This window comes from Marinobacter sp. JSM 1782161 (assembly GCF_011421605.1).
Classification (GTDB): Bacteria; Pseudomonadota; Gammaproteobacteria; order Pseudomonadales; family Oleiphilaceae; genus Marinobacter_A; species Marinobacter_A bohaiensis.
The window spans coordinates 1,148,304-1,173,172 of sequence record NZ_WSSA01000002.1; the positions used below are offsets into that span (position 1 = coordinate 1,148,304).

Annotated in this window: 23 protein-coding genes; 7 read left to right on the forward strand and 16 right to left on the reverse strand. The window is 62.4% G+C overall.

Annotation, left to right across the window (positions count from 1 at the left end; translation table 11 throughout):
• Positions 1-42 precede the first annotated feature (42 nt).
• The 6 genes from yacG (at position 43) to GQB00_RS05070 (ending at position 5,898) form a co-directional block, all read left to right on the forward strand.
• Positions 43-240, forward strand: a complete 198-nt coding sequence (gene yacG, locus GQB00_RS05045; protein WP_165855416.1) for a DNA gyrase inhibitor YacG — start codon at positions 43-45, stop codon at positions 238-240.
• A gap of 271 nt (positions 241-511) precedes the next feature.
• Positions 512-1,075 carry a YfaZ family outer membrane protein gene (locus tag GQB00_RS05050; protein WP_111495768.1) on the forward strand — a complete coding sequence of 188 codons (564 nt, stop codon included), beginning with the start codon at positions 512-514 and terminating at the stop codon, positions 1,073-1,075.
• A 203-nt stretch (positions 1,076-1,278) separates the two neighbouring features.
• The gene (locus tag GQB00_RS05055; protein WP_165855417.1) at positions 1,279-3,486 is read left to right on the forward strand and encodes a hypothetical protein; all 2,208 of its coding nucleotides are present in this window, start codon (positions 1,279-1,281) and stop codon (positions 3,484-3,486) included.
• A 125-nt stretch (positions 3,487-3,611) separates the two neighbouring features.
• Complete coding sequence (locus GQB00_RS05060; RefSeq protein WP_165855418.1) at positions 3,612-4,520, forward strand: glucosaminidase domain-containing protein; 909 nt, start codon at positions 3,612-3,614, stop codon at positions 4,518-4,520.
• 2 nt (positions 4,521-4,522) lie between these two features.
• Positions 4,523-4,936 carry a YkvA family protein gene (locus GQB00_RS05065; protein ID WP_165855419.1) on the forward strand — a complete coding sequence of 138 codons (414 nt, stop codon included), beginning with the start codon at positions 4,523-4,525 and terminating at the stop codon, positions 4,934-4,936.
• 26 nt (positions 4,937-4,962) lie between these two features.
• On the forward strand, positions 4,963-5,898 hold the full coding sequence (locus tag GQB00_RS05070; protein ID WP_165855420.1) for an acyltransferase: 936 nt from the start codon (positions 4,963-4,965) through the stop codon (positions 5,896-5,898).
• Between the two features lie 38 nt (positions 5,899-5,936).
• Here the strand turns inward: GQB00_RS05070 and GQB00_RS22000 are convergent, their stop codons facing one another.
• From GQB00_RS22000 to zapE, 5 genes are all read right to left on the reverse strand, one after another.
• Positions 5,937-8,642, reverse strand: a complete 2,706-nt coding sequence (locus GQB00_RS22000; RefSeq protein ID WP_165855421.1) for a LuxR C-terminal-related transcriptional regulator — start codon at positions 8,640-8,642, stop codon at positions 5,937-5,939.
• Positions 8,643-8,993: 351 nt separating this feature from the next.
• The gene (locus GQB00_RS05080) at positions 8,994-10,355 is read right to left on the reverse strand and encodes a DUF1329 domain-containing protein (RefSeq protein WP_165855422.1); all 1,362 of its coding nucleotides are present in this window, start codon (positions 10,353-10,355) and stop codon (positions 8,994-8,996) included.
• A gap of 33 nt (positions 10,356-10,388) precedes the next feature.
• Entirely contained in the window at positions 10,389-12,233 is a 1,845-nt protein-coding gene (locus GQB00_RS05085) for a DUF1302 domain-containing protein (RefSeq protein ID WP_165855423.1), read from the reverse strand.
• 440 nt (positions 12,234-12,673) lie between these two features.
• Positions 12,674-13,858 (reverse strand): thiolase family protein, encoded by a 1,185-nt coding sequence (locus tag GQB00_RS05090; protein ID WP_165855424.1) that lies wholly within the window; start codon positions 13,856-13,858, stop codon positions 12,674-12,676.
• A gap of 152 nt (positions 13,859-14,010) precedes the next feature.
• On the reverse strand, positions 14,011-15,105 hold the full coding sequence (gene zapE / locus GQB00_RS05095; RefSeq protein WP_111495759.1) for a cell division protein ZapE: 1,095 nt from the start codon (positions 15,103-15,105) through the stop codon (positions 14,011-14,013).
• A 259-nt stretch (positions 15,106-15,364) separates the two neighbouring features.
• Here zapE and GQB00_RS05100 point away from each other — a divergent pair, with 259 nt between their 5' ends.
• Complete coding sequence (locus GQB00_RS05100) at positions 15,365-15,799, forward strand: YhcB family protein (protein WP_111495758.1); 435 nt, start codon at positions 15,365-15,367, stop codon at positions 15,797-15,799.
• Positions 15,800-15,838: 39 nt separating this feature from the next.
• On the opposite strand, the gene GQB00_RS05105 is transcribed toward GQB00_RS05100, so the two are convergent.
• The 11 genes from GQB00_RS05105 to GQB00_RS05155 all read right to left on the reverse strand — a co-directional run bounded on the left by GQB00_RS05105 (position 15,839) and on the right by GQB00_RS05155 (position 24,594).
• Entirely contained in the window at positions 15,839-16,600 is a 762-nt protein-coding gene (locus tag GQB00_RS05105) for a Nif3-like dinuclear metal center hexameric protein (RefSeq protein WP_165855425.1), read from the reverse strand.
• 76 nt (positions 16,601-16,676) lie between these two features.
• Positions 16,677-17,732, reverse strand: a complete 1,056-nt coding sequence (hisC, locus tag GQB00_RS05110; RefSeq protein ID WP_165855426.1) for a histidinol-phosphate transaminase — start codon at positions 17,730-17,732, stop codon at positions 16,677-16,679.
• Positions 17,729-19,057 (reverse strand): histidinol dehydrogenase, encoded by a 1,329-nt coding sequence (gene hisD, locus GQB00_RS05115; RefSeq protein WP_165855427.1) that lies wholly within the window; start codon positions 19,055-19,057, stop codon positions 17,729-17,731. Before hisD ends, hisC begins: the two co-directional genes overlap by 4 nt.
• A 55-nt stretch (positions 19,058-19,112) precedes the next feature.
• The gene (hisG, locus tag GQB00_RS05120; RefSeq protein ID WP_111495754.1) at positions 19,113-19,757 is read right to left on the reverse strand and encodes an ATP phosphoribosyltransferase; all 645 of its coding nucleotides are present in this window, start codon (positions 19,755-19,757) and stop codon (positions 19,113-19,115) included.
• A gap of 22 nt (positions 19,758-19,779) precedes the next feature.
• A complete protein-coding gene (gene murA / locus GQB00_RS05125; RefSeq protein ID WP_111495753.1) occupies positions 19,780-21,042 on the reverse strand; it encodes a UDP-N-acetylglucosamine 1-carboxyvinyltransferase in 1,263 nt (420 codons plus the stop codon).
• Positions 21,043-21,116: 74 nt separating this feature from the next.
• Positions 21,117-21,359 (reverse strand): BolA family protein, encoded by a 243-nt coding sequence (locus GQB00_RS05130; protein ID WP_165855428.1) that lies wholly within the window; start codon positions 21,357-21,359, stop codon positions 21,117-21,119.
• 182 nt (positions 21,360-21,541) lie between these two features.
• Positions 21,542-21,880, reverse strand: coding sequence for an STAS domain-containing protein (locus GQB00_RS05135; protein ID WP_165855429.1), 339 nt, complete (start codon positions 21,878-21,880; stop codon positions 21,542-21,544).
• A complete protein-coding gene (locus GQB00_RS05140) occupies positions 21,877-22,527 on the reverse strand; it encodes an MlaC/ttg2D family ABC transporter substrate-binding protein (RefSeq protein ID WP_165855430.1) in 651 nt (216 codons plus the stop codon). Before GQB00_RS05140 ends, GQB00_RS05135 begins: the two co-directional genes overlap by 4 nt.
• A gap of 26 nt (positions 22,528-22,553) precedes the next feature.
• Entirely contained in the window at positions 22,554-23,003 is a 450-nt protein-coding gene (gene mlaD / locus GQB00_RS05145) for an outer membrane lipid asymmetry maintenance protein MlaD (protein ID WP_165855431.1), read from the reverse strand.
• Positions 23,003-23,785, reverse strand: coding sequence for a lipid asymmetry maintenance ABC transporter permease subunit MlaE (gene mlaE / locus GQB00_RS05150; protein ID WP_111495748.1), 783 nt, complete (start codon positions 23,783-23,785; stop codon positions 23,003-23,005). The genes mlaD and mlaE overlap by 1 nt, the downstream gene beginning before the upstream one ends.
• Complete coding sequence (locus GQB00_RS05155; RefSeq protein ID WP_165855432.1) at positions 23,782-24,594, reverse strand: ABC transporter ATP-binding protein; 813 nt, start codon at positions 24,592-24,594, stop codon at positions 23,782-23,784. Before GQB00_RS05155 ends, mlaE begins: the two co-directional genes overlap by 4 nt.
• Positions 24,595-24,869: the final 275 nt, after the last annotated feature.

The window sequence follows — 24,869 nt, forward strand, 5'->3', positions numbered from 1 at the left end:
CCATCACGAAGCCATTGATCGCCAACCGGTAATGAACCATCCATGCTTGTAACCTGTCCAACCTGCAAGACTGAGGCGGAGTGGGATACCAAGAATCCCTACCGTCCCTTCTGCTGCGAACGCTGCAAACTGATTGATCTGGGCGCCTGGGCGAATGAAGATTATCGCATCCCCGCCGAAGACGCCCGTCCCGATGACCTGCCGGACGATGAGGACGATACCGATCTGCTGAAGCACTGATCGTTCGGGCGTTTGTTCTGCGGGAGTACAAACGGCCTGAGCGCTATCGGTGACTCGCGGCAAATGACCAGACCGTAACAGAGCTTTAAGTTGAGCGGCCCATAGCCCATCGCTAGCATGAGCCGCAGGTTTCATCGGAAGAAACGATTAACGATCCAACAGAAAAGACAATGGCGTCGAGCTATTTGCCGACGAGCCATCGACACAAAAGCTATCTACCAAAGAACCATCTATCAAAGAACCATCAAGAACGAACGATAAGGACACATCCATGAAATACAGCCGCCTTTCAGCTATGGCATTCACCCTGGCCGCCGCCGCAGCAACACCTGCGATGGCCGCGGATTTCGACCTCAGCCTGACCAACGATTCCGCCAAGGGCCAGATCAACTTCATGCCGAACACCGCCGACCTGCAGGCCGGTGCCGGTTACACCTACCACGACGGCAGCCGTCACATCGTCAACCTGGACGTGCACGCGCAGGGCCGCACCGCCGTTGGCAACCTGCCCACGACCGCCGGTATCGGCTTCAAGGGCATTGGCTGGGACGACGATGACCTGGACGGCGGCGCTGTCGGCATCGGCGGCTTCGCTACCATGAACATCCCCCGCGTACCCGGACTGTCGGTCAATGGCGCACTTCATTACGCTCCCAGCATTCTGTCTTTCGGCGACTCGGATGACATGACCAGCGTCGAGGCGCGCGTCAGCTACCGCGTCATCCGCAACGCCGAGGTCTTCGGCGGCTACCGCTACCTCAACACCGATCTGGATTCCCACGGCGATATCAACCTGGACGAAGGCATCATGGCCGGCATGAAGCTCTACTTCTGATCGCGCGTACGGTGCAATCGGCCAGCGGGCTATCTGTTCAGTAACGCTGTCCAGCAACCCTGTTCAGTCATCATGTCCAGCACCGATTTCCAGCATCGGCCGGGGCCTCCAGAGGCCCCGGTTTGCATTCCGTGCCCTCCCTCACTTTTTCCACCGCTCGCGATTGTTACCCTTTGTAAAAACAACAGGGAAACAATCACCACATGCCCTCCTCTATCCGGTTTCGTAAGCGGGCGTTGACCCGCCTGCTCCTGACGACGTGTCTGACTCTGACCCCGGCACTGCTCATGACGGCCTGCGGTGGTGGAGGTGACGACGCCGTTGAGGAAGCCAGCCAGCGACCCAACAGCTTCCCCGGCACCAAAAACCCCGCCGATGGTTTTTCCGAATCCAGCACCGGCGACAGCAACAACGCCAACGGCCTGGCCAAAAACGAGGTGCGCATTACGCTGGAGGTGCCCTCACTGCTCGCGCCCTCGGCGCCCCGGTCCCGACGCAACCTGCGCCTGGTGCAGCCGGACCAGGTGCGCGTCTACCGCACTGACCACACCCTGAATCCGCTCAGCTCCACCGACACCCGCACCCGCCAGGATGACGACGGCTTCACCGTCATCGCCTTTACCGACGGCCAGCCGGTCGGCCCGGACGTGCTCATCGAAGCGGAATACGGTGGCACCACCCTGCGGGCCTTTGCCACCGACCGGGACCGGGATGTGAAGGTCAATCCGTTCTCAGAGTATCTGGTGCGCCACGGGTTGGGAGGTTACAACGCGGCCGAGTTCGCAACCGTCATGGACTGCGTCGAATCCACCGACAGCGACGGCCTGTGCATCAACAAGTTCGTGTGGTCGACACTGGCCGACCAGGTGCAGGACTTCGAAATCGATATTCCGGACGGCACCGACCTGGAAGGCGCCCTGGCGCAGCTCCACAGCCGCGCCGACTTCGCCGGCTACGTGGCTGACATGGCTGGACTGGCCCAGGTGGCGCCAACATCCACCAGCGCCATCTCTGCCGATTCGGTGACCATGAACAGCGTCTATTTCGGCCTTGAGCTGGGGCGCAGCAGCCGTTTCTCCGACACGCCGGCCGCCCAGTGGGCCACCCAACGCGCCTACGAAGAACGCATCGAGAACGGCGGCGTCGCCTACATCTATCCGGCACTGAGCCTGTCTTCCCTCGCCGTCTTCGACATCAATGTCACCTCCATGGCCGGCGACGTGCCCTATGAGCGCAGCACGGTGACCCGCTTTGGCGATGGCGACTTCGACGCCCGCGGCCGCTCTTTCTGGGGCATCAACAGCCACGCCACCTCACCCAGCGCCGCCAGCATCGTTGACCGGGACCGGTTACTCGCCGGCCAGTCGCTATACCAGAGCATCACCGACAGGAACAGCGCCATGCCCGTGGGCTGGACCCGCAATCCCTTCTTCCTCGATGCTCATATCCTGTTGTCCGATGACTACCCCGACAGCCTGCTGTCCGCCCGTTTCTCCGGCGGCAAGGCCATCGAGCTGGAAAGGGACGGCGAGGATTACCAGCGACTGGAGACGCTGGAGGCATACTACCTGTCCGCCTTTGACATCAGTCTGGCCCAGAGCGAGGCGTTCGATGTCGCAACCCTCAAGGACGACTACAACGTCGTCAGCTTTTCCGCCGAGCTGGGAGACGTGACCCAGCCCTTCCGCGTCGAGTCGCTGGTCGGCACCTGGAGCGGGACCGGGCCGGGCGACTACACCCAGGCCGCGGACGCGCGAAGCCTGCATCGGAATGCCAGCGGCGCCGTCGGCATGTCCGCCCCCGACCGTTCGGACACCGCCCACGTGGGCCGGATCGAATCCCAGCTCAGCGCCGGCGACGTCTACAACGGTCGTCTGGCCCTGCTGTACGACGGCATCTCCGGCAGCATCCGCAACCAGGAGGGGCTGGGCGCGAGCAACCCGCAGGCCAGCCTGCTCGCCTTCAACCTGGACAACCCCACCCATGGCGAAGGACTGCTGCTGGCACTGGAACCCGGCAGCGGCGGCCCGGCCGAAGCCAGCTACCGCCTCAACGGCACGCTCGTGGGGCTGGGCGGCGATGCCCAGTTCCTGCACCATATCGACGACGGCGTGCTGTCCATCACCAGCGTCGCCGACGCGGAAGCGGTCGTGGTGCTGAAGGGATTCCAGGTCAGCGAGACCATCAGCTCCGCGCAGCTGCAGCCACCGACGCGACTCGAGGCCGGGAATATGCCACTGACCTACACGGCCAGCGCCGATCGGCTCACCTTCAGCAGTGGCGATGGCAGCCTCGTCCTCGACGGCTTCATCTCCAGCGACCGGGAGTTTGTGGTGCTGCGTCTGCACCAGACGCTGCCCGGCGGCGAGGCGTTCCTGGGCCTGTTGCTCGGCGCCCGAAACGACGGTTGAAGCGATTCTGAAAGCCTCTGCCGGACATCCACAAACCTCCGAAATTACGCCGGTTACCGATCTAAACAGGCGCAATGTCGTAACCTGTTACAATTGGCGTCATACAGCTGTAAATGGAGGAAACGATGCTGGCAGGTACCCAACTGACCGCCATGCTGTTCGGCCTGGCCCTGGCCTTCGCAGGTGGAGCCCTGCACATCCCGGACAACACCCACGAAGACGACACCGCGGATATTACCCTGGACGCCTTGCCCGAGCTGCCGGACTGGGCCCACGCGCCGCTGCCGGACTTCACCGGCTACCAGGACACCGCTGAAAAGAAGGCGGCCTTCTTTTCATACCTGTACCCACGCATCGTGCTGGCCAACACCCGCATCCTGATGCTGCGCGACAAGCTGGATTATGCCGCCACGCTCGAAACGCTCGACGAGCCGGAAGCCCAGTGGCTCGAACGTCAGGCCGACCGTCTGCGTGTCGACGCCGAGACCGGATCCGCCGAGCAGTTCGAGATGCTCAAGCGCCGCCTGGATGTGCTGCCGCCGTCGCTGGTCATGGCCCAGGCGGCCAACGAATCGGCCTGGGGAACCTCACGCTTCGCCCGTGAAGGCAATAACCTGTTCGGTCAGTGGTGCTTCTCCAAGGGCTGCGGACTGGTCCCACTCGCCCGCGCCGACGGCGCCAGCCATGAGGTTGCCGCCTTCGAATCGCCCTATGCGTCGATTCGGGCCTACATCACCAACATCAACCGTCACGACACCTATCGCGCGGTGCGCAACGAGCGCGAGCTGGCGCGCGAGGAAGGCCGTTTCCCGGACGGCAACGAACTCGCCCGGGGCCTGATCGGCTATTCCGAGCGCGGCGCCGCCTACGTCAAGGAAATCCAGGCTATGATTCGACACAACAACCTTGGATACTATGACCGTGAGTTTCGTGAACTGATCGGCAAGGACACCGGCATTCCTGCACTGATGCAACTGGCCACCGGCGAGGAGAGCCGCTTCGAAACCAGTGGTATCGCCAGAAAAGAGGGTTGATCGTGAAACTACCCGGGCGCGAAGAGCTGTCGCGGTGGTCCCGACACTACTCCGACAGCGACTTCCAGCAGACACTCCGCCGGCGCACCGCGGCGCTGGGACGCCGGCCCGTCGAGCTGGGTCTGACCCTGTTCTACACCCTGCGTTCGCCGGGCACGCCGACCTGGTGCAAGGCGGTCATCTCAGGCAGCCTGGGCTACTTCATCAGCCTGATCGACGCCGTTCCCGACCTGACACCGGTGCTCGGCTACACTGACGACGTGTCCGTGATGCTGGCCGCGCTGGCCATGCTCGGCGTCCACGTCACCCCGGATATCCGCCGCCAGGCCCGCGCCACGACGCAACGGCTGTTCGGCGACGGCGACAACGCCCCTTCTCAAGCCTATCCAGCCAACACCGCAGACAACCCGCGCTGAACGCGCACCAATAACGAGAACCCACCATGCTGAATTTCCTGCCTGCAACCCTCAAGGGCGTCCTTGCCGCGCTCTTGATTCTTGCAGACACCCTGGTCCTGATCCCGTTTCTCCTGTTCGTCGCCTTCGTCAAGCTGATCATACCGGTGAAGCGGGTACGCACCGTCTGCACGGTGATCCTGAACTGGATCGCCTATATCTGGATCGGCTTCAACAACCGCCTGGCCGACGTTTTCCATCGCATCGAATGGCAGGTGGAAGGAGTGGAGAACCTGTCCCGGGACAACTGGTATTTCGTCACCTGTAACCACCAGTCCTGGGCGGACATCCCGATCATCCAGTATGTGCTGAACGACCGTATTCCGCTGCTCAAGTTCTTCCTGAAGAAGGAACTGATCTGGGTGCCATTACTGGGCGTTGCCTGGTGGGCGCTGGATTTTCCGTTCATGCGTCGCTACAGCAAGGAGCAGGTCGCACGCAATCCCTCGCTGAAGGGCAAGGATCTGGAAACCACTCGCGCGGCCTGTGAGAAGTTCCGCTACACGCCGGTCACGGTGTTCAATTTCATGGAAGGCACCCGATTCACGCCGGCCAAACACGCGGCCCAGAACTCGCCCTACCGCCACCTGCTCAAGCCCCGTGCGGGCGGCACGGCGTTTGTGCTTGGCGCCATGGGTGAAATGCTGCACACCCTGCTGGACGTCACGATCGTTTACCCGGACCAGCAGCATGGCTTCTGGGACTACCTTTGCGGCCGTATCAGGCGGGTGGTGATCCGGGTGCGCACCATCGACATCCCGCCCCATTTCCGCGGTATGAACTATGCCAACGACGAAGCCCTGAAGCGTGCATTCCAGGCCTGGGTGGACGACCTCTGGCTGGCCAAGGACCGGCAGATCGACGAACTCGTCAACGCCGGCCAGTCCACGCCCCACCGCGACGATACGCCCATGCCGGCCTGATGGGCGTCGGCTGATCGTTGCGAGCGCCCGGCTAACCGTTACAGAACGCCCAGCTCGCGAGCGCGGACTATCGCCTGGGTGCGCGAGCGCACGCCCAGCTTGGCGTTAATCCGGCGGGCGTGGGTCTTCACGGTATGCAGGGAAATATGCAGCCGGTCGGCGATGTCCTGGTTGGAGAGCCCGATGGCGATCAGCTCCAGAACGCCTCGTTCGCGCTCGCTGATCGGCTCCTGAAGCTCCTCGCCGGAACCTGCATTCGGCCTTTTTTCCACGCGGAAATACCCGCGCAGGGCATCGTGGAACGGGCTGTCACCGGACGAAGCCAACACCTTGGGCAGCAGCTCCCGCAGGGGCCGCTCCACTTCCACGAACGGGCTGATGTAATCCTCGGGCGCCGCCTCCTGCAACGCCTCGCGCAGGGACACCAGAGCCCGGTCGGGTTTGCCGGCCCGATCATGGATCAGGCTCTGCAGGATCTTGCCGTAAATCAGATGCCCCAGGGGGCGTTCGGTTTCCCGACCCGCCTGCTGGTAACGGTCCAGCTTGGCCTGGGCCACCTCGAGACGGCTGGCGGCAATATCGTGACGGATCCGCAGGGTTTCCAGCAGGCCCGGCAGCATGGGGAACAGCTCGGGCACCAGAGGCGCATCGCCCTGGGCATCGCGCCGCTCCAGAAGTTCACCGATGTGATCGCACTGGTCCGTGTGCAGCCAGCAGGACACCTGCAGGGCGTCCAGCACCGGCCGATAGACCACGTCGTCCACCTGCCAGAGCTGCATGGTCCGCTCGGCCTGACCGATCCAGCCAAAGGCCTGTTCCAGTTCGCCCCGGGCTTTTGCGATCAGTGCCCGCAAGCCCATGTTCAGCAGGACGCCCAGATCACGACACTGTTCGGCCTGTCGCGCGGAGCGAACCAGGCAGGCCTCGGCTTCATCGAAACGCCCCTGGTGCCAGAGCACCAGCGCCAGGCTGAGCTGCAACCGGCTTTCGCCGACCCGAGGCGGCTGGTAGGGAACACTCAGGGCCACATCGATACCGCGCCGGATCAGGGTTTCGGCGCGCTTGATGTGACCGCGGCCCAGCTCGATCCGGGCATGGTCGTAAACCGCCAGGATCTCGCAACCGGCATCGCCGGATTCCCGCGCCAGCCGCGCCGCTTCACGATTGGCATCACGGGCCTCGGTGTAACGCTGGTCGGCACAGAGCGCGCTGGATCGGATCCACAGGGCCATCATGCGGGCATGGTCGGACAGCTCGGGGTCCGCCACCGCTTCGTAGACGGCGTCCAGGGCCGGTTCGATCACTCCCCGCCCCCGCAGGATAAAGCCCTGCAGGGTCGCCAGACGCCCCCGGAGCGCGGCCCGGTCTTCCGGATCGAGCGCACCAATCAGCTTTTCAGCGTGGGCAAACTGGCCACCAATGGCGTGTACCCAGCCGTAAACTAGGCGCAGTCGCGGGCTCTTTTCCACCAGGTGCATGGGCAGGTAGCGGCGCCAGTTCAGCAACGCCCCGGTGTCCTGCCCCACCAGCAGGGCTTCGGAGCCGGACGCGGCGATATCGAGGGCGCGATCGGCGTCCTGCCCTCGCAGGGCGTGGGTCAGCGCTTCGCAGAGGTCGCCCCGGGCCTCGAACCAGCGGCTGGCGCGCACCGCCCGCCCGCTGCGGCCGCAGAGCTCCTTGCCCAGTAGCCAGTCCCGGAACAGCGGATTGAACCGATACCAGCGTGCCTTGCCCGCCACCGGCCACACCGGCAGCCCTTTCTGGCACGCCACCGAGGGCAGCAGATCCAGCTCGCCGGGGCCGTCCTTGACGGCATCGAACAGGGCGTCGCTCACCAGCTCCGGCTCGGCCATCTGGAACAACAGCGTCTGCGCCTCCAGCGTGAAACGCGCCATCAGCCCGTCCTTGAAAAAACGGGCCACCGCCGGGCTTTCCAGGATGGTGCGCGGCGTCGGCCCGTCGTCGTCAAGCTCCAGCCGATAGAGCTGCAGCGGGGTAAGCCACCCCTCGGAAAGATGATGCAGGTGTTCGACGGCGGCCTTGGAAACTCGTCCGGCCGCCAGCTCGGCGTCATATAGGGTCAGGGTTTCTGGCAGGGACAGGGATAAGGCGTCCATACCCAACCGGACCATCTGACCGTTCAGGGTCGAGGCATGGGTGGAAAACGGGACCTGCTCACGGGACAGAAGCGCCAGGGACAGCCCTTCCGGCAATTCCGCCACCAGTTGCTCGACCATGTCCAGGGCCGCCGGATGACTCAGCCAGTGGACGTTGTCCAGCACAACACAGTCGGGCACGCTCGCCGGCGACTGCCGACGCTGTTTGGCGTAGAGCTGACAAAGATAGGACAGGCGATCGGGGAAATCGCCTTCGTGAAACGCGGTGCGGTCCAGGCGCTGGTCCTGCCCCAGCGCCAGTGCCAGGAGCGCCAGGAGGCGGGCGGGATCATTGTCCCGCGATTCCAGGCTCACCCAGGCCGCCGACTCGAAGGCTTCAGCCAACGCGGCACGGACGGCTTGGGTCTTGCCAAATCCAGCCGGCGCTTCCACCAGCAGCACCCGCCCCGGCGCGACGGCTGCGGCGACACGCGCCTGCAGCGCTGGACGGGCGATGCAACGGTCCGGAGCGACCGGCATACGAATACGGTGGCTGAGGAGATCCCAGATCAGATCACCGGGAGGAACGGCACGGGCCTGCCCGGCGAAATCGTCATTCGCCGCGGGTACGTCTTGAATGCTCTTCACTGTCTGCCCCAATTAATGCTGCGCGATCCAGGCCAACCGCACAAATGTGGTGTTGCTTTCGCCCTCCGTTTTTCTTGTTATGGCGAATCTTTTTGTTTTGTCGAACCTTTTTATTATGTTGAATCCTAGCTTGCGATATCGAACCTCGTCAGCTCGCATCGTTTTATAACTAACCAATAGAATAGCTTATTATCTTATTACCGTTTGTTTTTGTTCTGCATGTAGATTAATACAGAATTCGCCCATAAGGCAAAGCCGCTGTAATTAATTCTTACGGCACCGGAAACGTTTAATTGGGGACAACGAAAAAGCCCCGGCACGGAGACCGGGGCTTTGCAGGGATCGTCGATCCTAGCGAGTACCGGCGCGGCGCAGGGCGGCCGGCGTATACTCTCGGGAGTGGCGCTGGGTGCCGAACTCGTACGGGTTTTCTTCCTCGTTGGTCAGCCCCAGGGCCAGGTAGCGGCCGGACAGGGTGTCGTAGAGCGTCTCGATCGCGTACCAGGGCACCTTCTGGTCATAGAAGTACATGCTGTGGGCTTCGGCAACACGCCAGAGTTCGCCGCGGCCATCGTAGTGATCGATCACCGTCGCCTGCCAGCTGTCTTCGTCAATGTAGAAGTCCCGCTGGGCGTAGATGTGACGCTCCCCTTCCTTGAGGGTCGCGCGCACGTGCCAGACCCGGTGCAGTTCGTAGCGGGTCAGCGCCTGGTTGATGTGGCCGGCCTTGATGATCTGGTCGTAGTCCAGATCCCGGTCCACCAGCTCGTAAGAGTTGTAGGGGATGTACATCTCCTTCTTGCCCACCAGCTCCCAGTTGTAGCGGTCGGGCGCGCCGTTGTACATGTCGAAATTGTCGGACGTCCGCATGCCGTCAGCCGCGGTACCCGGGCCGTCGTAGGCCACCTGGGGCGCCCGGCGCACACGCCGTTGGCCGGCGTTGTAGACCCACGCGCGACGCGGCTCGGTCACCTGGTTGATGGTTTCGTGAACGAGCAGAACATTGCCCGCGAGACGGGCCGGCCCGGTGATCGCCTGCTTGAAGTAGAACAGCACGTTCTGGTCCTCTTCAGGATCGAAATCCTGCAGGGCGGCCCGCCAGGTCAGCTCATCCTGGAAATGCACCACGCTGTAGTTGCCATCGGCGGTCGGGGTGACCTGGCCGACGTTGCGGGACACGGAACCACCCCGATAGCGGGTGATGTGGTTCCAGATGGCCTCCAGGCCATTCTGCGGGACCGGGAACGGCACGCCGTCGGTGTAGTTCTCCATACCGTTGCCACTGGGCACCAGCTCGGTCTGGGTGGCGTTCTCGCGGGTTTCGTTATAGATCTCCTGCGGATACGCCGAGGTGCGGTGGGTCGGATAGACCGGGATGAAGTAGTCGTCGTACTTCTTGATCATCTTGACCTGGCCCGGCGACAGCTTGTCGGCGTACTGGTCCACATTGCTCTGGTCGATGCGGAACTGCTCCTGCTCGTCCGGGAACGGATTCACATAGATGCCGTCCCCTTCATAGCCGGCCGGGACCTGTTGCAACCCGCCATCCCAGGCCGGAATCTCACCGCCGTTGCCGGCCTTCTCGGCACCGATCGGCGTCAGCGAACCGCCCAGCTTGGCGGCTTCCTGCTCTGATACGGCTGCGTAGGCACTGCCTGCAGCCATGGAGGCGGTCAGGATGCCCGAGACGATCAGTTTCGTTTTCAGTTTCATTGAATCTACCTCGTTGTTCGCGTTCAGGCCGGATCAGAACGATACCGAGACGCTGGCGGTCACGTTATCGCGGTCGGACAGCTCGTTGTATGGCGTACCCCCGAAATAGTTCGTGTAGCCGATCGTGGCGCTGTACCGGTTCTGGTAGACGCCGGTAAGCGACACGCCCACGGCTTTCCGGCCTTCCAGGAAGTTACCGCCGGGCGACGGCGCGTTACCGTTGACGTCGTGCGAGAACGCCAGTTGCGGGCTCAGGTTGATACCGGCGATGGCGTTGGGATAATCCCACACGAAGCGGGTGCGATAGCCCCAGGAGAAGGACGTGGTATAGCCCTCGTTGTTGCAGTAGTTGGTGTTGATGTTCAACGCCTGGCAACCGCCGCCGTCCAGCTCACCGATACCGAAGGTACCGGAACGGCCATAGCGGGCCTCATCCAGATCCGGCAGGCCGTGCACGTAGGTGGCGCCCACTTCGCCAACGAAGGTCAGACGGCTGGCGCCCATGACCTGGTCGAAGAATTTGATCAGCGTCATCTGGGCCTGGGAGACTTTATAGCGGTCGTAGCCGCTGACCGCTTCACCCGACAGGTCAGCACCGTTGGCTTCCGCCTCGCGCTGAACCTGCAGCAGACTGGCCGGATCGCCGGTGGCCGGATTCTCCAGCTGCAAACCACCGTAGATCAGCTCAAACGCGTTCCACTGGATCGGCATGTTGTCACGGAAACTGTACTCCGCCCCCAGTGACCAACCTCCGGGGATCGTGGTGTTGATACTGATCCCGTAAAGGTTGATGCCCTCTGGGTACTCGATGAAATATTGCGGGAACTGCTCGCCGTTGGCGGGATCATTGACGATACCGCTGACGTACGGCAGCCGGCTGTGGTAGCGAATGTAGTAGAAACCCAGCTCGGAATCGTTCAGCTCGGGCACATACCAGCGGAAAGCGGCACCGAACTGGTCGCGCTCGTCCGGCTCGCGGTCGCCGGAGCGGTCGGCGATGAACCCCTGCTGATAGGCGTCGTAGTCCGACAACTGCCCGGCCAGAAGTACCGGTCCACAACCGTCGGCGGCGAAATCATTAGTGGAGAAGAAGGTGCCGCAATCGTCCGGCCTTACCTTTTCCCAGTCCGTCTGCAGGAAGGCTTCGAAGGTGACGTTCTCGGTCAGGCCAATGGAGCTGTAGAGCATTTCCACCGGCAGCAGCGCATCTTTGACCTCGGCACCGGGCGCACGAATGGCGTTCACATCCACCGGGTTGATGACGTTGACCCCGCCCTGGATGAAGGTGCTTTCGCCCCAGCTCAACACCTGGTTACCGTAGCGCACGCTGACCGGGGTATCACCGAAGTACCAGTCGCTGAACACATAGGCGTCGAGGAATTCACCGCCGGAGGCGTTGTCCTTGGCCTTCTCGTTCAATTCACGCTGGTTCCCGACCGGGTCCACCGCCCGCGACTCGTCCTTCAGCTCGAAGTCGTACCAGTAGCGGCCGCGGACGAACGCACCGACGCGCGTCAGGTAATCGTTGTCGAGATAATAGTTCAGGTACAGCTCGCTGGTGCCCTTGACGATCTTGCTGTAGGTGTCGCCCTTCTCGAAGTTCAGGTTGCCGTCGTCGTAGTTGTTGGTCGACGCACCGATATTGGCATTGGGTTGGCCCGGCGCGTAGGACGGCCCGAGGTTGCCCTGCGCAATCAGGCGCCTGTCCCGCTCCTCTACACGCCAGCCCACGCCGGCGGTCAGGGTGGTGTCAAACGACGCCTCGACGTCGCCCATGTAGAACTGGAATGCGCTTGCGGGTGCGGAAAGCGTTGCGGTAATCGCTGCCGCCAGAGGCAGTTTCGCCCATTGCTGCCGCGGCTGTACTCTTCTTGTCATTGGAAGGCTACTCCATTGTTTTTATGAGTCTTTGTTATGAGTCGCTGTTCTGATTGTTCGTCGTTACGCTCTATGGTTTCGTCTTCACGTTCAGTCGTTCGTTTTCAAACCGGGTTATTCGTCTTCAAACCAGTCGGTTGGTCGTCACGATGTAGGAAGCCCCACGCACAGTGCTCGTGATGATGGCACTATAGCTAAGGCGCAGGTCGCTTTGATCAGTCAAAAGTATGATTTTACGAACCTGTCCCTGGCGGGAAGCCGCGGTCTTGGCGGGTTCCGTTCCATGGACACCCCTGGTCCGGACAGTCAGTGTGAATATAGACGCTAATCGGAGGTTCAACCACCGATGCAACAGCGGGTCTGGCCAGGCTTCAGGCCGGGTCGTAAGCAAGGAAGGCAATGACGCCCCGACAGGTCTGCCGGGGCGGAAGGGGTGGCGATCAGAGCATCTCGATCGCCATGGCGGTGGCCTCGCCGCCGCCAATGCACAGGGCAGCCACACCCCGGGATTTACCCTGACGCCGCAGAGCGTGCATCAGAGTCACCAGCAGCCGGGAGCCGGTGGAGCCCACCGGGTGGCCCTGGGCACAGGCACCGCCGTGAATGTTGACCTTGGCGGGATCCAGTTCCAGCTCACGGATCGGCATCATGGCCACCATGGCGAAGGCCTCGTTAATCTCGAACAGATCCACGTCATCCTTTGACCAGCCCGCTTTATCCAGCAGGCTCTTGATAGCGCCGACCGGCGCGCATGTGAATTCGGAAGGGTGTTGCGAGTGTGTGGCGTGGGCCACGATCCGGGCCATGGGCTGAAGGCCCCGGTGCCCGGCTTCCGATTCCCGCATCAGCACCAGCGCCGACGCGCCGTCGGAGATGGAGGAGGCGTTGGCCGCAGTGACGGTACCGTCTTTCTTGAAGGCCGGGCGCAGGGTGGGAATCTTGTCCAGGTTAGCCGTCAGCGGCTGCTCGTCGTCCTCGACAACCGTCTCGCCTTTCCGGGTACGGACCGTGACCGGAACGATCTCCTCTTTCAGCAGGCCGTCGCGAATGGCCTCCTGAGCGCGCTTGAGCGAGTTGATGGCGTAGTCATCCATCTCTTCACGGGTATAGCCTTTTTTGTCCGCCATATCCTGGGCGAATGCCCCCATCAGCCGGCCGGTTTCGGCATCCTCCAGACCGTCCAGGAACATGTGGTCCTGCGGCGCCGGGCCCGGGCCCATGCGGTAGCCCTGACGGGCTCCCTGCATTACGTAAGGCGCGTTGGACATGCTCTCCATGCCGCCGGCCACCATGATGTCGTTGCTGCCTGCCTTGATCAGATCATGGGCCAGCATCGCAGCTTTCATACCGGAGCCGCAGAGTTTGTTGATGGTGGTGGCGCCAGCGCTGTCGGGCAACCCGGCCTGGCGCATGGCCTGCCGCGCGGGGCCCTGCTTGAGGCCAGCCGGCAGCACGTTTCCCATAATGACTTCCTGTACGTCACCCGGCTGCAGGGACGCCCGGCGTACCGCCTCGGCGATGCTGACGGCACCCAGCTCAACCGCACCCACGCCGCTCAGGCTGCCCTGGAAACCGCCCATGGGCGTACGCACGCCGCTGACAATCACGACTTGATCGCTGTTCATTGTTGTTCCTCATCTGTGGTCTGAAAGCCCGATTGATCGGGTTATTGTTATGGGCCTGAGCCGCACTCAGCACCAACCGGCGTCAAAATCCGTCCGGGCCCTGGAAATCGTCGCGGTGTCCCCTCACCGCAATCGAGTCCGCCTACCTGTCATTAAGCTTTGTGCGGTGCTTCCAGATACTCCTTGGACTGCATTTCCAGCAGGCGTGACTCGGTACGTTCGAATTCGAATGAGAGGCGGCCGCCGGAATAGAGTTCGTGGATCGGCGCGGCGGCGGAGATGATCACCTTGACGTTACGGTCGTAGAACTCATCCACCATGTTGATGAAGCGCCGCGTCTGGTCATCGTTTTCACGCCCCAGCACCGGGACGTCGCTGACGATCACCGCATGGTATTCACGGGCCAGCTCGATGTAGTCGTTCTGGCTGCGCGGCCCGTCACACAGGGCTTTGAAGTCGAACCAGATGACATCCTCGGCGCAGGACAGAGCGTGCATCTTGCGGCCGTTCACTTCCAGGTCGACGTTATCGCGGTATTCATCGGCCAGGTTGCGAAAACTGTGACGCAGGCTCTGGAACGCTTCGTCGCCCAGGGGCGAGTGGAACAGCTGAGCCTGCTCCAGGGTGCGCAACCGGTAATCCACACCGCCGTCGACGTTCACCACATCGGTGTATTTGTTGAGCAGGTCGATCGCCGGCAGGAAGCGGGCCCGTTGCAGGCCATCCTTGTAAAGACCATCAGGCACGATGTTGGAGGTGCACACCAGTGTGACGCCATTGCGGAACAGCGTATCCAGCAGCGAGGCCAGGATCATGGCATCGCCGATATCGGACACGAAGAATTCGTCGAAGCAGATTACCGCGGCCTCGTCGGCAAAGCGCTGACCGACCGTTTCCAGCGGATTCTTGGTGCCTTTCAGGGTTTTCAGCTCGTTGTGGACGCGCTGCATGAAGCGGTGGAAATGCACACGCATCTTGCGCTCGAACGGCAGCGCCTCAAAGAAAGTGTCCATGAGGTAGGTCTTACCGCGCCCCACACCGCCCCAGAAATACAGGCCCTGGACCGGTTCCTTGTCGCCACCGCGCAGCTTGCGCTTGAGGCGGCTGAAGGTGCCTTCGCGCTGGCTTTCGGATTCCACCAGTTTGTCGTACAGTGCCTGTAGACGCCTCACGGCGTCGGCCTGTGCTGCGTCCTTCTCGAAGCCGTCTTTCTGGAGGTCGTTCTGATATCGTTCCCAGGGGGTCATGCTGTGCTCTTGTCTCGCTTTCAGAGGCTGGTCAATAAAGCGCCGTATTGTCGCTGATATTGCCGATCATCTCCACATTGAACGCGATCGGACGACATGATGCCGGACATGCCGGTCGCCTCAACGAACGTTTCAGTGATCCCGGCCGCGCCAACGGCGGTCTATTCGACGATTGGACAACCACGCGGGCATGGGCGATAAACCGGTCAGACGGTATACTCAAAGCACTTTACTTTTCGAATTCAGGGTCAGGGACAGTATGACGCAACTCATTCTCATCGCTTTAGCCACTCTCGTTGTCGGGCTCATTGTGGGCGTGCTGATTGGCCGCTCCGGCCAGAGCACCAGCTTGCGCCAGCGCCGGCTGGAACAGCAGATTGACGAGTTGCGCAGCGAATACACCCGCTACCAGGCTCAGGTGAATGAGCATTTTATGGAGTCCGCTCACATGATGCGCCGGCTCAACGACGTCTACCGTGACGTCAGCCAGCACATGGCCCGCGGCGCCAACCGCCTGTGTCACGATGAGGACTGGATGGAAGAACTGGGCAAAAAAGACGAAACCGCCCGCCTGGACAGCACCAAGGACAGTGGTTTCGAGCCGCCTCGCGATTACGCGCCCAAGAGCGACCCCAAGGAAAAAGGCACGCTGGCCGAAGACTATGGCCTGCGCGAGAAAAGCAAGTCCGAGTAATTCTATCCGCCCCGGTGCACAGCCACCGGGGCGCCTCCCTCACACCGGGTTATCGATGTCGATGAAGGTGTGTTTGATCCCCAGTTCCGACGCCAGCCGCTCGCCGACAGCCTGCACGCCATAACGTTCGGTGGCGTGGTGCCCGGCGGAATAATAGTGGATTCCGCACTCCCGGGCGGTGTGCACGGTCGGCTCCGAGATCTCACCGCTGAGGTAAGCATCGGCGCCGGCCGCCAAAGCCTGATCGATGAAGCCCTGCGCAGCGCCGGTGCACCAGGCCACACGCTTGATCTGTGCAGGCCCTTCCCCGACATGCAACGGGCGCCGCGCCAGCCGCTTCTCAAGATGCCCCGCAAACTGTTCGGGGGACAGGGCTTCCGGAAGCTCACCGATCCAGACCAGACCACTGTCCGACTTGAGGGGGGCAGCCTCGGTGATGCCCAGAACATCCGCCAGTTGGCGGTTATTGCCCAGCTCCGGATGCTCATCCAGCGGCAGGTGATAGGCCAGCAGGTTGACGTCGGCTTTCAGCAGGCTCTGCAGGCGCCGCTTCTTCATGCCGCCCACCCGCTGGTCCTCGCCTTTCCAGAAGTAGCCGTGGTGCACCAGAAGCAGGTCCGCGCCGGCGTCCAGGGCGGCGTCGATGAATGCCTGGGAGGCGGTCACACCGGTGACCACATGAGCCACCTGGTCGCGCCCTTCCACCTGCAGGCCGTTGGGGCAGTAATCCTTGAAGCGGCCGGGTTCCAGCCACTGCTCTACGCGTTGGACGATGGCGTCCCGTGAGACGGTCTCGGTCATGATCGACCTCCCCTGGATTGGATAGCTGGAAATATACGATACCCCTGGCCGACCTGCGCCGGCCAGGGCGAAGGGATCACACGATGTCCGGCAAGGCCCCGAGCAGGCGGCCGTTCTGTTCGGCCGAGCCGATGGTGATCCGCAGGAATGACTCGATGCGCGGCTTGTTGAAGTGCCGCACGATGATGCTGCGTTCGCGCAGGGCCGCCGCCAGGTCGGCACCGGCGTGAGCTGGGTGGCGAGCCAGCACGAAGTTTGCCGCCGACGGGAGCACCTCGAAGCCCAGCGCCTGCAGCCCCTGGGTCACCCTCTCCCGCTCGCCGATGACGTAGTCCGTCGCCCGACGGAAATAGGCTTCGTCCTCGTAGGCCGCTACCGCCCCCACCAGCGCCAAACGGTCCAGCGGATAGGAGTTGAAGCTGTTCTTGATCCGCTCCAGCGCCTCGACCAGATCTTCATGACCGATGGCAAAGCCGACCCGGAGCCCAGCCAGCGAGCGCGACTTGGACAGCGTCTGGGTCACCAGCAGGTTGGGATAGCGATCCACCAGGCTGATGGCCGTCTCGGCCCCGAAGTCCACGTAGGCCTCATCAATGACCACCACCACGTCGGGGTTGCCAGCGACGATCTGCTCGATCTCCGACAGGGTGAGTGCCTTGCCCGTGGGCGCATTGGGGTTGGGGAAGATGATACCGCCGCAATCGCCCCGGTAATCCTCCGGCCGGATCGAGAAATGCTCGTCCACCGGCACCGGTTGCGCATCGATGTTATAGATCCCGCAATACACTGGGTAGAAACTGTAGGTGATGTCCGGGAACAGGATCGGTTTGCCGTGCTGGAACAGACCGTAAAAGATATGCGCCAGCACTTCATCGGAGCCGTTGCCCAGGAAGACCTGCTGAGTGGATACCCCGTGGTAATCCGCCAGCGTTGCTTTGAGGGCATCGCCGTTGGGATCCGGGTAGAGGCGCAGGCTATCGCCGGCCTCGGCCCGGATCGCCTCGATCACCCGCGGCGATGGTCCCAACGGATGCTCGTTCGTATTGAGCTTGATCAGGTCCGGAAGTTTGGGCTGCTCGCCCGGCACATAAGGCACGAGATCCTTGACCAGGGGACTCCAGAATCGACTCATGACCGACCGCCCTCGCCGTCTTCACGCACCCGGTATTCCGCCGAGCGGGCGTGCGCCGTCAGCCCCTCGCCGCGCGCCAGAACGGACGCGACGCGCCCCATAGCGTCAGCCCCCTCGGCCGAGAAACCGATGATTGACGAGCGCTTCTGGAAGTCGTAGACCCCAAGCGGCGATGAGAAACGCGCCGTACCGGAGGTCGGCAGGACGTGGTTCGGCCCGGCGCAGTAATCGCCCAGGGCTTCGGCGGTATAGCGGCCCATGAAAATGGCACCAGCGTGACGGATCGACGGCAACAGCGCTTCCGGATCGGCGATGGACAATTCCAGGTGTTCCGGCGCAATGCGGTTGCTCACCTGCGCCGCCTGCTCCAGATCGTCTACCAGGATCAGAGCCGCCCGGTCGGACACGGACGTGGCGATGATTTCGGCACGCTCCATGGTGGGCAGGAGTTTGCGGATGCTCGCTTCCACCCGGTCCAGGAAATCCGCATCCGGGCTGATCAGGATCGACTGGGCCTGCTCGTCGTGCTCCGCCTGGGAAAACAGGTCCATGGCAATCCAGTCGGGATCGGTCTGGCCGTCGCAGATCACCAGGATCTCGGACGGGCCGGCGATCATGTCGATACCGACGGTGCCGAAGACTTCGCGCTTGGCGGTGGCGACGAAGATGTTGCCGGGGCCGACGATCTTGTCCACCGCAGGAATGGTCTCTGTGCCGTAGGCCAGTGCGGCTACCGCCTGGGCGCCGCCAATGGTGAACACCCGATCGACGCCGGCCACCCGTGCGGCCGCCAGCACCAGCTCGTTCACCGTGCCTCCGGGGGTCGGCACGACCATGATGACTTCGCCGACACCGGCCACTTTGGCGGGAATGGCGTTCATCAGCACCGATGACGGGTAGGCGGCCTTGCCACCCGGCACATAAAGGCCGGCGCGGTCCAGCGGCGTCACCTTCTGTCCCAGCACGGTGCCGTCCGCTTCCTCATACTGCCAGGAGGACGCCTTCTGGCGTTCGTGATAATCACGAATGCGCTGCGCCGCCGCTTCCAGCGCCTGGCGTTGATCGTCCGGAATGTTGGCCAGCGCCTGGGTCATGCGCTCCGCCGACATTTCCAGTTCCGCCATGGAGCCGGCGTTCACCTGGTCAAAACGGGCGGTCAGTTCCAGAACGGCCTGATCCCCGCGGGTTTTGACCTCATGCAGGATATGCCGGACCGATTCGTTCACCTGATGATCGACGCTGTCATCCCAGGCGAGCAGGCGATCAAGCGTGGACTGGAAATCCGCATCGGCGGCGGACAGGCGACGGACATTTACCTCGGTCATAACACATCCTCTCGGGATACGAACAAAGACAGATCTTCGGGGCGGGCGCGCCGGTTCAGGCGTCGCTGCGCCGGGCCACGGCCTCGCCCAGTTGCTCAATGATAGGGTGCAGGGCCCGGTGTTTCATCTTCATGGAGGCGCGGTTGGCCACCAGGCGCGTGCTGATGTGAGTGATCAGCTCCCGCGGCTCAAGGCCGTTGGCTTTCAAGGTGTTACCGGTGTCGACGATATCCACGATCTCGTCCGCCAGGTTCAGGATCGGAGCCAACTCCATCGCGCCGTAGAGCTTGATGATATCGGCTTGCCGCCCCTGGGACGCGTAGTACTGACGCGCCAGATTGACGAACTTGGTGGCCACCCGGACGCGTCCCTCGATCGGCGCCTGCCCCACCGGGGCCGCCGTCATCAGTTTGCAGCGCGCGATGTTGAGGTCCAGCGGCTCGTACAGGCCGGCACCGCCATGCTCCATCAGCACATCCTTGCCAGTGACACCGAGGTCGGCACCACCGTACTGGACGTAGGTCGGCACGTCCGTGGCGCGGATAATCAGCAGCCGCACGTTGGGATCGGTGGTGGGAAACACCAGCTTGCGGGAGCGATCGATATCATCGATCGGTTCAACGCCCGCCTCGGCCAGCAATGGCAAGGTCTCCTTGAGGATCCGGCCCTTGGAGAGCGCGATGGTAATACTGTCGGTCATAAACGGTCCCGGGTTACTGCGATCAGGCTGGCAGCCGTCGAATGCTCGCGCCGAGCAGCTGCAACTTCTCTTCGATACATTCGTAGCCGCGATCGATGTGATAGATACGGTCGACGATGGTATCCCCTTCCGCCACCAGGCCGGCAATGACCAGACTGGCGGATGCGCGCAGGTCGGTCGCCATCACCGGCGCTCCGTTGAGGCTTTCCACGCCACGGATGATCGCCGTGTTGCCTTCCAGGGAGATATCCGCCCCCATCCGGCTCAGTTCCTGGATGTGCATGAAGCGGTTCTCGAACACCGTCTCGACAATCGCGCCACTGCCCTCGGCCACCGCGTTCATGGCGGCAAACTGCGCCTGCATATCCGTGGGGAACGCCGGATACGGCGCCGTGCGGATATTGACGGATTTGGGCCGGTTGCCCTTCATGTCCAGCTCGATCCAGTCCTTGCCGGTGGAAATGTGGGCGCCCGCTTCTTCCAGTTTCAGCAGGACCGCTTCAAGCAGATCCTCGCGGGTGTCCTTGAGCTTGACCCGCCCGCCGGTCGCCGCCGCGGCCACCAGGTAGGTGCCGGTTTCCACGCGGTCCGGCAGCACGTCGTAGTGGCAGCCGTGCAGGCGCTCGACGCCGTTGATCTCGATCGTGGCCGTGCCGGCGCCTTTGATGTCCGCGCCCATGGCGATCAGGCACTCGGCCAGATCCACCACTTCCGGCTCACGCGCGGCGTTTTCCAGGATGGTCTTGCCGTCGGCCAGTGCCGCGGCCATCATCAGGTTCTCGGTGCCGGTAACCGTGACGGTATCGAGGAAGATGTGCGCGCCCTTGAGGCGGCCGTCGCAGCGGGCATTGATATAGCCGTTTTCCACCTTCACTTCAGCGCCCATCTGCTCCAGCCCCTGGATGTGCAGATTGACCGGGCGGCTACCGATGGCACAGCCACCGGGCAGCGAGACTTGCGCCTGACCGAAGTGCGCGACCAGCGGGCCCAACACCAGGATCGACGCGCGCATGGTTTTCACCAGCTCGTAGGGCGCGTGAAATTCCTTGATGGTGTTGGCGTGGATCTCCACGCTCATTTTCTCATCGATCATCAGCTCGATGCCCATGCGGCCGAGCAGCTCGATCATGGTGGTGATGTCGTTGAGATGCGGCAGGTTGCCGACCGTAACCGGCTCGTCGGCCAGCAGGGTAGCCGCCAGGATGGGCAGTGCCGAATTCTTTGCGCCGGAAATCCGGATTTCGCCGTCCAGCGGTTTGCGGCCGCGGATGAGTAGTTTGTCCACGAGTTTTGTCCTGTAAGATTAGGGTCGCGCGATGGCGACACGCGGCCGGCCGGAATTGCCGGACCCGCGCTGAATTAGGCCTTGCGGGCTTCCCACTGGGCCGGAGTGAACGCCTTGATGGTCAGGGCGTGAATCGTTCCCTCCGCCAATGGCTCGTTGAGCGCAGCGTAGACCAGCTGCTGCTTCTTGACCGGTGACATCCCTTCAAATCGTCCGCCGATGGCCACGACCAGGTAGTGGTTGCCATCGTTCTGGACCTGAATTTCACAGTCAGGCAGCTCTTTGCGAACCAGCTCTGCGACGTCCTCCGCCTGCATGGTATTACCTCAATCAGTGTGCGAGTGGTTGCCCGCGGCGCTATCGCGCGGGTCATCCGAAAGTCAGGAGCGGAATTGTAGCGAATTCCGGCGGAAGGCTAAACAAGGGAAGAATGAAAGGTCGTCAATCGGGGCCATAGAGACACCGATTGACCGGGTAAGGCGGAATCCGCTGGGGACGTTCAGGAGCCGGAGACGCGCGACGGCGAGCCATCCAGTTCCAGGATGTCGTCCACGCGATTCAATCTTGCCAGGTCCAGCAGCCTCTCGCCGATACCGGAAAAACGCACCCCACGACCCTGCGCCGTCGCCGCCCGCTTCCAGCACAGCATCAGGGAGAGCACCACGCTGCTGGCCTTCTGGACACCCTCAAGGTCGTACTCGACGGTGCCCGAGGCGCTGCCCACATGGCGCTCGCCGTCCCGCCGAACCGCCAGCACGCCGGCTTCGATGGTGTCATCGGCGACACGGAAAACGGCGCGTTCCGCATCGGCCGCGGGCTGCGCCTCGACGGCGGTCACGATTTATCCACCTCTTCGTCCAGCTTGAGCTCCTCAACGGTATCAGACCAACCGTCGATCACCGCCTGCACGTTGTTGCGGTTTTCTTCCATTTCCTGGGCAAAACGGTCGCGGAAAGCCAGCCCGATGTTGACCCCTTCGACGATCACGTTCTCCATCATCCAGCGATCGCCATCACTCTTGTACATGGAGTAGACAACCGGGTAGCGGTTCCCCGCGGCGGTCTCCACTTCAAGCTGAACCGACGCCCGGTCCGGATGATTGGGGTTGACGGTGGCTTCCTGGACGGTGATATCGAAATCTTCGGCTTCGACCAACGCCTTGGCGTAGCTGTCAAACAGGCTGCGCTTGAATTTCTCGACGAAAACGTCGCGCTGCTCCGGGCTGGCCTGTCGCGCATAGCGCCCCATCACCCGGGCCGCGATCCGGCGAAAATCGACGAAATCCTGCAGCGCCGTCTCCAGCTTGCCATAGAAAGCCTGAGGATCCGTGCCGTAGAGGTCGCGATTGGCGTCCAGTTCCTTCACCAGTTGCTGGGTACTGTCGTCCACGTACTGGCGCAGATCCTCATCCGCCGACGCGGGCAAGGACGCCATCATGGTGGCCAGTGCCAAGAAACCAAGCCAGAGCGTTTGCACTGCTTTCATAGTCTGCTCCTGATCGCACTCGCCCCTTACTTGCCGGAGGCGAAATTGGAAATAAGTCGTTCGATGTTCAGCGCGGACTGGGTGCCATAAAAGGTATCACCATCCGCCATATACGATGTATCGGCACCGATGGACACATCGATGTACTTTTCGCCCAGCAGCCCGGCGGTGCGAATAATGGCGGAACTGTCGGTGGGGATGATATCGACCGATTTGTTGATTTCCATCTCGACCCGCGCCTGATAGGTGTCCGGATCCAGACTGATGCCGGTCACCCGGCCGATGGTGACGCCGGCCATGGATACCTGCCCGCGGACGGCAAGGCCGCCGATGTCATTGAAATTCGCATACACCTTATAGGTGGGTTCCGACGACTGGAGCGTCAGCCCGCTGACCTGCAACGCCAGGAACAGCAGGGCCGCACAGCCCGCCACCATAAAGGCGCCTACTACAATTTCCACGGTTCTCTGACGCATCAGATATCTCCGAACATGACTGCTGTAAGAATGAAATCAAGCCCCAGAACGGCCAGCGAGGAATACACCACCGTCTTGGTAGTGGCCGAGCTGATCCCCTCGGACGTGGGTACGCTGTCATACCCCTGGTAGACCGCGATCCAGCTGCAGACGAAGCCGAACACGATGCTCTTGATGATGCCGTTCACCACATCCTCGCCGAAGCTGACCGAGGACTGCATGTTGGCCCAGTAAGAACCTTCGAACACACCCAGCCAGTCCACGCCGACCAGGTAACCGCCCAGGATGCCAACCACAGAAAAGATGATCGCCAGCAAAGGCAGCGTAATAAAGCCGGCCCAGAAACGCGGCGCAATGACCCGGCGCAGCGGGTCGACACCCATCATCTCCATGCTGGAGAGCTGCTCGGTGGCCTTCATCAGCCCGATCTCGGCGGTCAGGGCGGAACCGGCGCGCCCGGCGAACAACAGTGCCGTGACGACCGGCCCCAGTTCACGCACCAGCGTCAGCGCCACCATCTGTCCAATGGCCGACTCGGAACCGTAATCGGTCAGAATATTGTAGCCCTGCAGCCCCAACACCATGCCGATAAACAGCCCGGACACCACGATAATGGCTAACGACAGCACCCCTACCGCATAGATCTGGCGCACCAGCAATGGAAACCCCGTGGACGGGTGCGGCACGGCGCACAGGCTGCGCGCCAGGAACTGGCCGGAGCGCCCCACCGACGCCACCACACTCAGGGTTCCGCGCCCCAGCGCGGCCACTCGATCAATCATCGGGACACCCCGCCGGACAGATCCTCGGCAATGGACGCCGCCGGATAATGGAAAGGTACCGGGCCATCGGGCTGCCCCTGAAGGAATTGCTGGACACGCTCGGACGGGTGCGCCTGCAACTCTTCGGGCGAGCCTTCACCGATGACCTTACCGTTGGATACGATACAGGCGTAGTCGCAGATGCTCAGGGACTCCGGCACGTCGTGGGAAACCAGCACACTGGTCAGGCCCATGGAGCGGTTGAGCTTGCTGATCATCTCCACCAGCACGCCTTTGGCGATCGGGTCCTGCCCGGTAAAGGGTTCGTCGTACATGATCAGTTCCGGATCCAGGGCAATGCTGCGCGCCAGGGCGACGCGCCGGGTCATGCCACCGGACAGCTCCGAAGGCATCAGGTCGCGGGCACCGCGCAACCCTACGGATTCAAGCTTCATCAGCACGATGTCGCGGATCATGTCTTCCGGCAGATCGGTATGTACCCGCAGCGGAAACGCCACGTTTTCGTAGGCACTCAAATCGGAAAAAAGCGCGCCGCTCTGGAACAGCATGCCGATGTCGCGGCGCAGCCGGTAAAGCGCCTTACGGCTGAGCTGATGAACGTTCTGCCCGCCCACCAGGATTCGACCGGATTCGGGCCGGAGCTGTCCGCCGATCAACTTGAGCAATGTGGTCTTGCCGGTACCGCTGGGCCCCATGACCGCGGTGACCTTGCCGCGTGGAATGCGCAGCGACAGGCCGTCAAAAATGCGGCGATCGCCGCGCAGGAATACGAGATCCTGAATGTCTATGTATGCGGACTCTGACGTCATCGAGAGCTTTCCCAGTAGGCATCACGGGCAACCGACGCCCTGCTGCATCGACCATTCCCACGGCGCATTGTTCCAGACAGCCCACAGCGCTGCATTAATACCGCCTTAAATCCCCTCCACAACGGGAAAAACGGGCGCGCAACGGAATGGGACTGGCCGCAAAGGGCGCTACATTATGACAAGTTTGCCCGAAGCTCAAATATCCCCGGACAAGATCCTTGCCCGCAACTCCCCCTTTCTTACCCGTTACTGCCCCACACCCCAACATGATGGTA

Bases quoted from the DNA above. Each gene is read 5' to 3' on its own strand.
- GQB00_RS05080 (WP_165855422.1), bottom strand. From the start codon at position 10,355: ATGAAACTGAAAACGAAACTGATCGTCTCGGGCATCCTGACCGCCTCC.
- GQB00_RS05155 (WP_165855432.1), bottom strand. From the start codon at position 24,594: ATGACGTCAGAGTCCGCATACATAGACATTCAGGATCTCGTATTCCTG.
- hisD (WP_165855427.1), bottom strand. From the start codon at position 19,057: ATGACCGAGGTAAATGTCCGTCGCCTGTCCGCCGCCGATGCGGATTTC.
- GQB00_RS05090 (WP_165855424.1), bottom strand. From the start codon at position 13,858: ATGAACAGCGATCAAGTCGTGATTGTCAGCGGCGTGCGTACGCCCATG.
- GQB00_RS05060 (WP_165855418.1), top strand. From the start codon at position 3,612: ATGCTGGCAGGTACCCAACTGACCGCCATGCTGTTCGGCCTGGCCCTG.
- GQB00_RS05140 (WP_165855430.1), bottom strand. From the start codon at position 22,527: ATGAAAGCAGTGCAAACGCTCTGGCTTGGTTTCTTGGCACTGGCCACC.
- mlaD (WP_165855431.1), bottom strand. From the start codon at position 23,003: ATGCGTCAGAGAACCGTGGAAATTGTAGTAGGCGCCTTTATGGTGGCG.
- GQB00_RS05100 (WP_111495758.1), top strand. From the start codon at position 15,365: ATGACGCAACTCATTCTCATCGCTTTAGCCACTCTCGTTGTCGGGCTC.
- hisG (WP_111495754.1), bottom strand. From the start codon at position 19,757: ATGACCGACAGTATTACCATCGCGCTCTCCAAGGGCCGGATCCTCAAG.
- GQB00_RS05050 (WP_111495768.1), top strand. From the start codon at position 512: ATGAAATACAGCCGCCTTTCAGCTATGGCATTCACCCTGGCCGCCGCC.
- zapE (WP_111495759.1), bottom strand. From the start codon at position 15,105: ATGACCCCCTGGGAACGATATCAGAACGACCTCCAGAAAGACGGCTTC.
- GQB00_RS05085 (WP_165855423.1), bottom strand. From the start codon at position 12,233: ATGACAAGAAGAGTACAGCCGCGGCAGCAATGGGCGAAACTGCCTCTG.
- mlaE (WP_111495748.1), bottom strand. From the start codon at position 23,785: ATGATTGATCGAGTGGCCGCGCTGGGGCGCGGAACCCTGAGTGTGGTG.
- GQB00_RS05055 (WP_165855417.1), top strand. From the start codon at position 1,279: ATGCCCTCCTCTATCCGGTTTCGTAAGCGGGCGTTGACCCGCCTGCTC.
- GQB00_RS05130 (WP_165855428.1), bottom strand. From the start codon at position 21,359: ATGCAGGCGGAGGACGTCGCAGAGCTGGTTCGCAAAGAGCTGCCTGAC.
- GQB00_RS05070 (WP_165855420.1), top strand. From the start codon at position 4,963: ATGCTGAATTTCCTGCCTGCAACCCTCAAGGGCGTCCTTGCCGCGCTC.
- hisC (WP_165855426.1), bottom strand. From the start codon at position 17,732: ATGAGTCGATTCTGGAGTCCCCTGGTCAAGGATCTCGTGCCTTATGTG.
- GQB00_RS05105 (WP_165855425.1), bottom strand. From the start codon at position 16,600: ATGACCGAGACCGTCTCACGGGACGCCATCGTCCAACGCGTAGAGCAG.
- yacG (WP_165855416.1), top strand. From the start codon at position 43: ATGCTTGTAACCTGTCCAACCTGCAAGACTGAGGCGGAGTGGGATACC.